This window comes from Paenibacillus sp. YN15, from assembly GCF_003285005.1.
Taxonomy (GTDB): domain Bacteria; phylum Bacillota; class Bacilli; order Paenibacillales; family NBRC-103111; genus Paenibacillus_AR.
In genome coordinates this window covers 44462-55249 of record NZ_QMFA01000046.1, presented here as the reverse complement: position 1 = coordinate 55249, position 10788 = coordinate 44462, and the positions used below count along the sequence as shown (strand labels likewise).

Here is a 10788-nt window from a genome sequence, read left to right as displayed (position 1 = left end):
ATCAGAATGTTTACCTTACGCGCTTTAGCGCTGTAAAGAACTTAAACATTCTGATGTGGTAAGAAAAACTCCTGCGGCGTCCTTTGGATCTGCGCGTTTTCAAGACGTTTGAGTTTGGCGTTTGGGTTTGGAGTTTGGGTTTGGAGTTTGGTTTGGAGTTTGGTTTGGAGTTTGACGGACTGTGGTTCCGTTATTTCGCTAAAATCCGCCTTTTTTCTCTCCCGCGGACTCACGTAGGAGGGGGATGTTGTGAATGTGGGGGAGGGGGGAATATGGAATATCCATAATGTAAAAGTACATTTATTTCATGAGCCAGCTGCTTGAACGGAGGGGCATCATGCAAAAGTGCATCTATTTCATGCGGATTTTAGCTTTTGGGTGGTTTTAAACAAAAATAACTGCACTTTTGCATGATCGGAGCGAAAAAGTGGGTTCGCGGCCAAAAATAACTGCACTTTTGCATGATCACATTGGTCGGTGCTGGATCTACGGCAGGATGGCGCTCAAGACAGTTAGGGTGTTACGGGCAATAGCTGAGTAGTTACGGTTGAACAGCGTTCGTTTTCCGTATACGTGTGAAAAAACGGCACTTCCTTCAACTCGATGAAGGGGTGCCGTCTTGTTTTTGTTCTGCATGTTTTGTTCTGCCTATTTGGTTCTGCCTATTTTGTTCTGCCTGTTTCGTTCTGCCTATTTTGTTCTGCCTGTTTCGTTCCGCCCGTTCTACCAGTTGGCCTTTATAAATGTCCGCACCTGCCCGGTAAGGTCGCTTACGATGTTTTCCTTGGCATTCAGGGTCATATGAATGTCTTTTTTATGATCCATGACCCACTGCAGAGCCTCCGCAACCGCTTCTCTCACGCCAGTCTCCCGGCAGCTTCTCCCGATTTTGATAAGGGCCGTCATGGAGAACAAAAAATGCTGCCAATATTCGTTATTGCGCCCATCCAGCCTTGTTATTCCGATCAAATGCGGCACACTTTCCCCATCGCCCAATTCACCCAGCAGATAGATGGCCCCCAGCACATTATTAATGCCGTTCACCGGCGTTTCCCGCTGGAAATCCAGCGGAGCGCTGATAATTTCCCGCAGTACAGGTATAGCGGCCGCATCGCCCAGCAGTCCCAAGGCAAAGGCACTGTTAAACCGGACCTCCTCGTCCCCGGAAGCCAGCCACCCTTTCAGATCGGAGATAATCCTGCTTCCAAGCCGCTTGGCTGACCAAATCCCCAGCCCCGGTATAGGCCCCTTCATCTGCTCTTGAATCTCCGCCGGCTCCGTCAGCCACTCCACCTGCCGATTTATCTTCTCTCCGGAGGCTTTTTCGTCCACCCGGTAGGTCAGCCTGTTATTATCCTCATCCAGACATTTGGTTTTCCGCAGCATGGCAGCCAACGTCCCATAGTCCACCGCCTTAGCCTCCACTCCATCCCGAATGGACAAATAAGCCAATGCAGCGGCAGCCTCCCCGCATTTCTGCATATCCCGCTTCACCCGCACGCCGGGAGAGATTTGACGGTCCGCAGCCAGGCAGCGGCCTGCCGCCAGTATCCCCCGATACCCCTTGGGAATCAGCGCCCCTGCCGGCACCGGCACAGAGAAGTTCATGAATTTCAGCTTGGCGACAATGCACCACTCGATATATCTCTTATCCTCAAAGGCATGTTCAATGCCATGTGTGTCAATATTGCAATGGGTGTAAAACAACGGCCGATCCGTAACCCGGTCCTGAAGAAAATCCCCAAATGCGATTTCCTCCTCCCCGGTGATTCTTCTTCCTTCCCTAACCCCCGCCTGGGGGCAAATGACGGAATAATAGTCCTCCGGGTCAAACCGCTCCTTCAGGAACATGCCCTGGGTGTAGGTTTCAAGCATCTGGTCCGAATACTGCCGTCCGTCATTGCAGTTGATAAATCCGTTATCCGCGTAATAGCTGTGCACATTCCCGTCCTTCAGGGTCATGGTGCATAAGGAATAGGGCTGGGTTTTGCCGTCAAAGGTTCTGCCCCGCACCGTCTCGCAGCCTGCCATGGAGCAAATATCCGCTTCCCCCGTGCAGTCGATCACATACTTGGCCCCGGTCCGGTGAATGCCGCCGCCGTCCTTCCATAGCAGGCCAACAACCTGCTTATCCTCCATGTACACCCCGAAGGTCCAAGCGTCATAACGGATGGTTACGCCTGCCGCCAAGGCTTGCCGCTCCAGCACCATCGCTTTTTTGTCGGGAAGGATGTGGTCGGGATAAATCCGGTTGGCCTGGGCAAAAATTTCGCCGTCAGAGCTGTACACGAGCTTGTCCACATCTTCATATCTGCCGCTCGGGGCGCCATAATAGTAGCCCAGAACACCTGCGGAGGTTCCGGTGCCTCCCATACATTCCCCGGTTTCCAGAGCCAGCACGGAGAGTCCGTTTTCCGCTGCGCAGATGGCCGCAACCGCTCCCGCCGTCCCAAGCCCCACTACAATCACATCATAGGCTTCGGAAAATGCCGCAATGCCAATCTCGGCCGCCGCCGCATTGCCTTGAACTTTTTGCTGCAGTCTCATTCTGCCCCGCCTCCCGCTCCCGCGTATACCCCCGAGTCATAGGCCTTAACCGGATTGGTGAAGCTTCCGGATATGCCATAGCTGTTTTGGCCGCCGCCGGAATAGTCGTAATCAAACACGGTTGCCGTCGAGACGATCCGGTACCCGTCCAATTCCGGGACACCCCTGTAAAGCCGGTTATACAGCTTTTGCCGGGCGGTCATGAGGCTGTCCTGTTTGTCCACATAAAATTTCAGGTACGCAGCATCCGGCCGTTCAGCCGTATAAAGCTCAAACTCTCCATTTGCAAAAGGTTCTACCTTCCGGGGTCCGGCATCCAACATGGCGTTTATGCTTTTCCGCTGGAAATGGGAGCCTGCCGCTGCCGTGTCCAGCACCTGTCCGGCATGGATTCTCATCATTCCGGAGGCATTGTATGCCTCTACGAAGTAGCCCTTCTCCGTTTTTTCAACGGACAGCAGCTTTGTGCCCAACAGCAGATGAAGCCCATGGCCGGCAGCCGCCCGGGACAGCATGGGACAGCAAGCCTGCAAAATGGGCTTATGAGCATCCGAGAGAATATTTCTTTGCTTTAATTCGCGCTTAAAGGCCTCCCCCTCCGGGGTCAGGCAAGAGCAGTCCCAGCTATCCCCAAACTTGAAGCAATCGATAAATTCGTAGCCCAAACGGATGCTCTTTTCAATGACCAGCGTGCTTCCCTTGGAGCCGGCAGCATAGCCGATGCCCCAAAAGGTGGCGCCGATAATCAAATGATCCACAGCAATATCGCCCATCCGGATCACTCCTTTTTCAGAAGACTGAATTCCTGCATATCTTACCCCAGAATAAATCCAACTTGAATAAAGATATCTATATGAACCTTCAAATATCCACACAAAACGTTCTCCGGTTGCTGCCCCGCAGCTTCCTGTTGACGTTCCTCATTACCAGGTATAATATATATCGTAACGATATATCGGAGGGATGCATGTAAATGCTGAATTACATTGTACTGGGAATGCTTTTTAATGGCCGACTAACCGGATATGATGTGAAAAAATGGATCGAAAACGGAATCGGCGTTTTTTACAAGGCCAGCTACGGCAGTATATATCCTACCTTAAAGCTGCTCCTGGACCAGGAGCTGGTCAGTCTCTGCCCTGGGGATGAAGCCTCACCGCGGCAAAAAAAGCTTTATGAAATCACCCCGAAGGGCCGGGAGGCTTTCCTGGATTGGCTGGGCCAGCCGATTGAAGCGGAGGATAGCGGCGGCAGGCAGAGCCATCTGGCCAAGGTATATTTTTTCGATGTGTTGCCCGAAGAGCTTGCCATGCGGCAGTTGGCGGAGTACGAACGGAAAAATCTCCAATATTTAAACCGTCTGCTGGCGCTGGAGCGCTCCTTTGATTCCCCGGACAATCACCGGCACCATTATTACAAAATGTCCACCTTGTATTACGGCATCGGCATTATCCGGGAAACGCTGCGCTGGTGCCGCCACGCCCGGATGAAACGGCCTTTTCACGAACTTTTTGAAGGAGGAATGGCTTATGAAGCCGATGGAGAACCGGATTATCCCCATTGATCTTGGGGGAGTGAACAGCTATTTGGCGGAAGCGGAGCAGGGTTTTGTGCTGGTGGATACCGGGGGACATCTGGTGCTGGACCGGAGCTTTGACAACCGGAGGCAGAAGCTGCTGGACGCCCTTGAGGAGGCGGGCTGCACTCCCGGCCGGCTGCGCCTGATTCTCCTGACCCATGGGGATCATGACCATACCGCCAACGCCGCTTATCTGCGCGATACCTTCCAAGCCCCCATCGCCCTGCATCCTGCGGACCTGCCATTGGCGGCTCATCCCGACCTGCCGCTGCTTATGGGCAGCTTCCGCTACCGGTCTCCCGTGCTGCGCCTGGTCTTCCAGCTGATGAAGAACAAAATCGCCCTTGTCACCCGCAAAACCCTGGAGGACTTCGAACCCTTTCAACCGGATATTCTGCTGGAGGACGGCATGGATTTAAGCGGATACGGCATCGGGGCTCAGGTGATCAGCCTGCCCGGCCATACCCCCGGGTCGGTGGGCCTGCTCTTCCGGGACGGCTCCCTTCTGTGCGGCGATACCCTCGCCAACACCAAAAAGCCTGCCCGCGCTCCCAACGCAGCAGACTTTAAGGCTCTTTCGCGGAGTGTGACACGGCTTAGGGAAATGAACATTCATACCGTTTATCCCGGCCATGGAGCGCCCTTTTCCTTCCGGGAGATGCACTGACCGGCGCAGGCCTGCATATATTCCGTTACCGCCGCCCATTCCTTCTCCCGGCTCCTGGCCCTGGCCTCCAGCCTCCGCGCGTCCTCCGGATTCTCCGGAACGGCGGGGGAAGCGCCCCAGCGCTCCTCCGCCTCCCCCGGCATAGCCGGATGGTCCATCCGCTCCTGCCGCATCATACGCCATCCCTTCCTCCCTGTTCCAGGATTCTTGCTTCGCTCCTCACAGCTTATGTCCCGCCTGGATCGGCAGCAGCGAAGCGCTTCCCTTTTCTTCCTCCGGCTCCGGAGCCAGCGCGGCAGGCTTCGTCTTCCTAATGAAGAAGGACAGCGCCAATCCGATGACCCCGCAGGCAATGACCACCCAGTACGCATCGTTCATGCCGGCAATGGAGGCTTTTTGAATAAGCTGCGCCTGGTCCCGGAGGCCTTCTGCCGCCAAGGATAGGGCGTGGGTTTGCGTCCGGCTGCTGAGAATGGTCACCAGAAGCGCCGTTCCGATGGCTCCGGCCACCTGCTTCACCGTATTGGAAATGGCGGTGCCGTGGGCATGGAGGGTGGCCGGCAGCTGATTAAGCCCCGCTGTGGTAACGGGCATGAGGAACAGGGCCATGCCGATCCGCCTGCCTGCGGACATCAGCATCAGATACATAAAGCTGGTGGATTCCGTCAGGGAAACGAAACCGGCCGTGGTGATGATGGTTATAGCGATTCCCGCCAGCGACAGCCATTTGGCCCCAATCCGGTCGAAAAGCTTGCCTGACAAGGGCATCAGGAGCCCCATCAGCAGCGCTCCCGGCAGCATCAGCATTCCCGTGTCAAAGGCAGAGTAGCTGCGCATATTTTGCAGATAGAGGGGCAGCAGAATCATATCCGAGTACATGACAATCGTAACGACGATATTGATTACCGTGGTCAGAGAAAACATGCTGTATCGGAACGCCTTCAAATCCAGCAAGGGGTTGCGGCTTCTCAGCTGGTGGACGGTGAAGAAAATCAATGCGGCCGCACCGGTCAGCAATGTGCCCAGCACCTCCGGGCTGGACCAACCGGCGGTCCCTGCCCGGCTGAAGCCGTAGAGCAGCGTGCCAAAGCCGAGGGTGGATACCGCCATGCCCACCCCGTCCAGCCTGAGGTACATCCGCTTGGTCACATTTTTCAGGTAAAACAGGGACAGTCCGGCTACCAGCACAGACATGGGGATCATCACATAAAACAGGGAGCGCCAGCTGAAGTGCTCCAGCATAAATCCCGCATACACCGGCCCTACCGCCGGGGCCAGCACAGTGGACAAGCCGATGAGGCCCATCACCCCGCCCCGCTTCTCCTCGGGAATCATCACCAGCACCACATTCATCAGCAGAGGCATAATAATTCCCGCACCCGCCGCCTGAATCAGGCGTCCCGCCAATAGAACCTCAAAGCCCGGAGCCGCCGCTGCAATCGCCGAACCCGCCAGAAACGACACCATGGAGGCCAGGAACAGCTCCCTTGTGGTAAAACGCTGCATCAGATAGGCGGTGACCGGCACCAGAACGCCGTTGACCAGCATGTAGCCCGTTGTCAGCCATTGGGCCGTTGAGGCGGCAATGGCGAAGTCCTTGATCAATTCGGGCAAGGCCACGGTCATAATGGTTTGGTTCAAAATCGCAATGAACGCGCCCAGAATCATAATAAACAGAATGGGGCCTTTTTTGATTGACATTGCATCCGCTCTCTCACTCATGGCTTCTCTCCTCTTTTCTTGCTCTTGTTACTTACAACCCCATTCTGCCGGAGAGATGTTGGGGAGTTGTCGCACTCCTGTTAAAGAGTTGTTAATCCGCCGTCTCCCGCTTTCCCTTTTCAGTCAGCCCCTGGAGTCTGAGGCCGGAAGCATGAATATTGGAAATGGCGTCGTAAATGACCTCAATGCTTGCCCCCTGCTCCCGGGTGGTGGTCAGCATCTCCTCCGTGGCGGCGGCATGCATATGGGAGATATCCGAGATATGCTGCACCTTCCCGCGAATTTGCGAAAAAATCCCGCCAATCTGCCCGGTCATGGCCGATTCATCGGCAATACAGCCGTCAATATGGGCAAAGGCCTGCCGGATGCTGTGGAAATGCTCCAGCACCTGCCGGGTAAGGGCCTCTCCCTCCGTCACCTCCTGAACACTCCCCGCCATGGCCGCGCTGATGGCCTTCAGTGTGCCGATGTCCTGATTGCAGACGGTAATATCCCCGCTTAAGGAAGCGGTGTTGGCTTGAATTACGCTGACCATGTTGTCCAGCGAATCCAGCAGCTCCTTCGTTCTGGCCTCCTTCTCTATGGACGACCGGATCAGGTCCGCATTCCGCTTGCAGACAAAATACAGCGCCACAATCGTCAGCTCGATAAAGCCCAGGGTAACGAAAAAATCCGTATCGAAGCGGCCGTGCCCCGAATAATAAATGACGATAAACGCGATATTGTACATGGCTCCGAAGCTGTACAAAAGCGCCTTATTCACGTACAGGGAGACAACGCAAAGCACAATCATGATGGTCATGCCCACCCGGGAGGTTTCGATATATGGGACGGTGCAGGTCAGAATGGCCATCAGCAGAATGCTCATGGCCAGCACAGGCTTTTTGCCCCGGAGGATCAGAAATGTTGCCAGCGCCAGCTCCATGAAGAGAGAGCCGTATGCCTCCGGCCTTACATGCCCGTTCACCAGCAAGAGGGTGGACAGGGCAAAAATAACCCACAGCAATCCCGCAATAATTTTGTTGACCTGAGCCGTATTGGCTTTCATAAAAGTGTCCTTCATTCCGTTTCCTCCGCATGATTCAAGTTGGGGGGCCCTTCATCCGCCATGCCCGGTTCCGGCACACGGCGGACCTTCCTTTTGCACAGCATGAAAATGCCGGTGAGAATAAAAAGCAGGCTGCAGCCTATGCCGAACCAGGCGCTGCTGCTTATGGCGTGGGCAGATCCCGTCATGACCAGAAGGGTATGCTGGGTGACCACAATGGAAACCATGGCATCGGTGAAGTTGATGATTTTCAGCGCGGAAACAACCGGGCTCTTCAGGTGCCGGTTAACCACATTTCCGTGGAGGCCGTTGCCAGCTTGGAGAAGGCCACCAGGGCAATGAGAAACACAATGTTTCCGCCAAAAACGGCGACATCTCCCGCCATAAGCATCCGCAAGCATACAGCCATATAGGACAGGCCCAGCAGACAAAGAAAAAAGCCGCTTTTTTGATAAACGGCAAGCTCCAGGCCATGTCTTTTCTCAGGATCGGCAACGGTGCGGACCTGGGCATACCGCCTCAGGGTCAGGCCTCTGGCGGCACCAAGGACCAGATAATAGACAGCGCTGGTGATAAACCAGGGGGACAGCAGATACAGACCCAGCACCAGCTTGCCGGCGCCGGTCAACGCATTCACCCCCAGGGAAACCAGCGCAGCCGCAGCCGTACGGTCCCGGGAATCGGAGATCATTCGGTGAAGCCGGTTCTTCATCGCTCCTCCGTCACCCCAATAGAGTATTGGCCTTCTCGCAGATCTCGTAGATTTCATCATACTTTTCATCAATCATGGGGGCGACCGCGGCAGTCCGCTTCTGGCGGATGGTCATGTAGCTGAAATAGGGGATGATCCACCCGGCAAAGGCGGGCACCGCAAGAATAACGGAAAGCGCCGTCAAGCCGCCGATATAGGCAAACACGGAGCCGGCCATAAACGCCGTTCCGACGATGCCCAGACTGAAGGCTGCTACCGCTGCGCTGGTAGTTTTGGACTTCTCCAGCATTTCCACATCGCGGATGCAGGCGTCCAGTTGGCGCTGCAGGCGGGTCAGCTCCGCTTTATTGCGGATTTTGCGGTCGCGCTTGAATTTCAGCGCAACGGATGATATTCCCTGAATGGGCTGGGAGGTTCCCTCCAGCGTCCATCCGAAATTTTCGTAACAGTCTGCATGGACAGATTCCATGGTGCGGCTCACGGTGATTTCCTTGTACTCATATCCCACAAAGCTGTTATGGTTTTTGACGGCTTCGCTCATGGCCTTCGCCCCTCTCCTGTGATACTTGCAGTCTACAGGACAGTTGTTGCCGGGTTGCGAGGGAAATGTTTCTGAAATATTAATTGCAACAAAAAAAGCCTGCTGCTAGTCAAGCCGCAGAGGCAATCGTACGGTAAAGGTGGTTCCTTCTCCGGGGGCGCTGTCCACCGAAATGCTGCCCCCCTCCAGCTCCACGGCCTTCCAGGCCAAAGCCAGGCCAAGCCCGTTTCCCTCCTGATAGTGGGAGGTATCCCCCTGATAGAATTTATCGAAAACATGCCTCCGGGTGTGCTCATCCATGCCGCAGCCGGTGTCTGTCACGGAAACGGTCACAGAGTTTTCGTCGGAGGTTTGCCTCAATTGGATTTTGCCTCCCGGGTTGGTGAATTTCACTGCATTGGACAGCAAATTGTTCCAGACAATCTCCAGCAGGCTTTCGTCGGCCCGGATGATGAGCCGGTCATCCAGCTCCGCGGCGAATTCGATCTGCTTATTCTCCCATGCCCCCTCGAAGGCCAAGGCGCATTCGCAAAGCTGGCGGCAGAGGTCATACGGCTCGGAATTCAGCGGGATTACCTGGTTTTCGATCTTGTTGAGCTTCAGGATATTCGTCACCAGGGACGCCAGCTTTTGGGACGAGGCGACGATGGTTTGCGTATACTCCCTGCGCGTCTCCGGGGGCAGCGCTTCGCTTTGCAGAGCGGTGCTGTAGCTTTGGATAACGGACAGCGGCGTTTTGATCTCATGGGACACACTGGCGATAAAATCGCTTTTCATGGTTTCCAGCGAGCCCAATTCCTCCACCATCTTGTTGAAATCCTGGAACATCACATCCACATAATCCAGCTTGTCGGCCCTGTGGCCGGGGGCCACATAAACGGAAAAATCCCCCTCCGCCACCCGCTTGGCGGCTTCGCTGAGCTTGCGCATGGGCCTATCATAGGCCCGGTGCTTCTGGTATGCCGTAAAGCCGCAGAACAGTCCGGTGACAATGGCCCAATACAGGAGATACCAGCCTACAAAAGGACGGGACTCCTTCAGCACCGGCGCTCCGTACAACACTGCCGGCAGGGCGGAAAGCACACTCAGGGCAACCAGCGTGCCTATATAGAATTTCCAGGAGAAATGCCGCGCTTTCACCCGCTCATCCTGCCGGGAGGGCTCCGTCCTCATACCGGCACCGCCTTATACCCCAGCCCGTGTACGGTCACAATCTTGAAATCCGGGCAAGCCGCAAACTTGTCCCGGAGCTTGGTAATGTAGACGTCCACGGCGCGCAGTCTGGTATCGCTGTCCAGCCCCCAGAATTCATCCATCAGTTGGGCCCGGGAGAAGGTGCGTTTGGGATAGGTCAGCAGCTTGAACAAAATATTGAACTCGCGGACCGTCAGGGGGATTTCGCTGCCGTTTACCGCTGCCGTCATATCATCGGCGTCCATCACCAGACTGCCCACCACCAGTCTTTTTTCATTGGCGATGTTGGCCCGGCGCAGAAGCGCCCCCACCCGCAGCACCAGCTCATCCATATCCACGGGTTTGACCATATAATCGTCGATGCCCATCCGGAAGCCCTTTTGCTTGGAGGAAATATCGTCCCGGGCGGTCATGAACAGAATGGGGATATTTCTGTTTAGGCTGCGCACCGTTTCGGTGAATTCGTAGCCGTCGATTCCCGGCATCATAATATCCGAGATAATCAAGTCGTACATCGCATTGTGCATCTGCTCATAGGCTTCCCGCGGATTCAGGCAGCCCTTGGCGGCGTAGCCGTTGTCGTTCAAATATGCGCATACGATTTTATTAAGCTGCAGATCATCTTCCACTACAAGGATGTTGATCATATCCATGCCCCCATCTTGCTCTTGGTAGCAGCATTATAACCGATAAATGTTAAAGAAATGTATGCGCGGGCGGCTGCAACGGCTCATTGGGCGGACCGTGGGGGACTCTGGTTCCGTTATTTTGCAAAAAT

At 55.1% G+C, this 10788-nt stretch carries 12 protein-coding genes; 2 read left to right on the top strand and 10 right to left on the bottom strand.

Translation table 11 applies throughout. The annotated features are described in order from the left end of the window. Positions 1-723: 723 nt before the first annotated feature. Complete coding sequence (locus DQG13_RS26025; RefSeq protein ID WP_113023104.1) at positions 724-2547, bottom strand: FAD-dependent oxidoreductase; 1824 nt, start codon at positions 2545-2547, stop codon at positions 724-726. Further along, complete coding sequence (locus tag DQG13_RS26020) at positions 2544-3320, bottom strand: hypothetical protein (protein ID WP_113023103.1); 777 nt, start codon at positions 3318-3320, stop codon at positions 2544-2546. The genes DQG13_RS26025 and DQG13_RS26020 overlap by 4 nt, the downstream gene beginning before the upstream one ends. Before the next feature lie 200 nt (positions 3321-3520). Between DQG13_RS26020 and DQG13_RS26015 the strand changes: the two genes are divergently transcribed. Both DQG13_RS26015 and DQG13_RS26010 read left to right on the top strand, forming a co-directional pair. Further along, positions 3521-4111: a PadR family transcriptional regulator gene (locus tag DQG13_RS26015; RefSeq protein WP_113023102.1), complete on the top strand. Its 591-nt coding sequence runs from the start codon at positions 3521-3523 to the stop codon at positions 4109-4111. Beyond that, positions 4077-4793, top strand: a complete 717-nt coding sequence (locus DQG13_RS26010; RefSeq protein WP_113023101.1) for an MBL fold metallo-hydrolase — start codon at positions 4077-4079, stop codon at positions 4791-4793. Before DQG13_RS26015 ends, DQG13_RS26010 begins: the two co-directional genes overlap by 35 nt. On the opposite strand, the gene DQG13_RS26005 is transcribed toward DQG13_RS26010, so the two are convergent. The 8 genes from DQG13_RS26005 to DQG13_RS25975 form a co-directional block, all read right to left on the bottom strand. Continuing rightward, on the bottom strand, positions 4748-4969 hold the full coding sequence (locus DQG13_RS26005; protein ID WP_113023100.1) for a hypothetical protein: 222 nt from the start codon (positions 4967-4969) through the stop codon (positions 4748-4750). The genes DQG13_RS26010 and DQG13_RS26005 overlap by 46 nt on opposite strands. Positions 4970-5012: 43 nt before the next feature. Next, positions 5013-6515: a DHA2 family efflux MFS transporter permease subunit gene (locus tag DQG13_RS26000; RefSeq protein ID WP_113023099.1), complete on the bottom strand. Its 1503-nt coding sequence runs from the start codon at positions 6513-6515 to the stop codon at positions 5013-5015. Positions 6516-6606: 91 nt separating this feature from the next. Further along, a complete protein-coding gene (locus DQG13_RS25995) occupies positions 6607-7578 on the bottom strand; it encodes a hypothetical protein (protein WP_113023098.1) in 972 nt (323 codons plus the stop codon). Beyond that, complete coding sequence (locus DQG13_RS31010) at positions 7575-7856, bottom strand: ABC transporter ATPase (protein WP_181593005.1); 282 nt, start codon at positions 7854-7856, stop codon at positions 7575-7577. Before DQG13_RS31010 ends, DQG13_RS25995 begins: the two co-directional genes overlap by 4 nt. Beyond that, positions 7838-8275 carry a hypothetical protein gene (locus DQG13_RS31005; RefSeq protein ID WP_181593004.1) on the bottom strand — a complete coding sequence of 146 codons (438 nt, stop codon included), beginning with the start codon at positions 8273-8275 and terminating at the stop codon, positions 7838-7840. Before DQG13_RS31005 ends, DQG13_RS31010 begins: the two co-directional genes overlap by 19 nt. Before the next feature lie 10 nt (positions 8276-8285). After that, the gene (locus DQG13_RS25985) at positions 8286-8816 is read right to left on the bottom strand and encodes a hypothetical protein (protein ID WP_113023097.1); all 531 of its coding nucleotides are present in this window, start codon (positions 8814-8816) and stop codon (positions 8286-8288) included. 105 nt (positions 8817-8921) lie between these two features. Beyond that, positions 8922-9989 carry a sensor histidine kinase gene (locus DQG13_RS25980; RefSeq protein ID WP_113023096.1) on the bottom strand — a complete coding sequence of 356 codons (1068 nt, stop codon included), beginning with the start codon at positions 9987-9989 and terminating at the stop codon, positions 8922-8924. Next, positions 9986-10657 carry a response regulator transcription factor gene (locus DQG13_RS25975; RefSeq protein ID WP_113023095.1) on the bottom strand — a complete coding sequence of 224 codons (672 nt, stop codon included), beginning with the start codon at positions 10655-10657 and terminating at the stop codon, positions 9986-9988. Before DQG13_RS25975 ends, DQG13_RS25980 begins: the two co-directional genes overlap by 4 nt. Positions 10658-10788 lie beyond the last annotated feature (131 nt).

Coding starts and splice junctions, on each gene's coding strand:
- DQG13_RS25995 (WP_113023098.1), bottom strand. CDS start 7,578: ATGAAGGACACTTTTATGAAAGCCAATACGGCTCAGGTCAACAAAATT.
- DQG13_RS25980 (WP_113023096.1), bottom strand. CDS start 9,989: ATGAGGACGGAGCCCTCCCGGCAGGATGAGCGGGTGAAAGCGCGGCAT.
- DQG13_RS26015 (WP_113023102.1), top strand. CDS start 3,521: ATGCTGAATTACATTGTACTGGGAATGCTTTTTAATGGCCGACTAACC.
- DQG13_RS26005 (WP_113023100.1), bottom strand. CDS start 4,969: ATGATGCGGCAGGAGCGGATGGACCATCCGGCTATGCCGGGGGAGGCG.
- DQG13_RS25975 (WP_113023095.1), bottom strand. CDS start 10,657: ATGATCAACATCCTTGTAGTGGAAGATGATCTGCAGCTTAATAAAATC.
- DQG13_RS26025 (WP_113023104.1), bottom strand. CDS start 2,547: ATGAGACTGCAGCAAAAAGTTCAAGGCAATGCGGCGGCGGCCGAGATT.
- DQG13_RS26020 (WP_113023103.1), bottom strand. CDS start 3,320: ATGGGCGATATTGCTGTGGATCATTTGATTATCGGCGCCACCTTTTGG.
- DQG13_RS31005 (WP_181593004.1), bottom strand. CDS start 8,275: ATGAAGAACCGGCTTCACCGAATGATCTCCGATTCCCGGGACCGTACG.
- DQG13_RS26000 (WP_113023099.1), bottom strand. CDS start 6,515: ATGAGTGAGAGAGCGGATGCAATGTCAATCAAAAAAGGCCCCATTCTG.
- DQG13_RS26010 (WP_113023101.1), top strand. CDS start 4,077: ATGAAGCCGATGGAGAACCGGATTATCCCCATTGATCTTGGGGGAGTG.
- DQG13_RS25985 (WP_113023097.1), bottom strand. CDS start 8,816: ATGAGCGAAGCCGTCAAAAACCATAACAGCTTTGTGGGATATGAGTAC.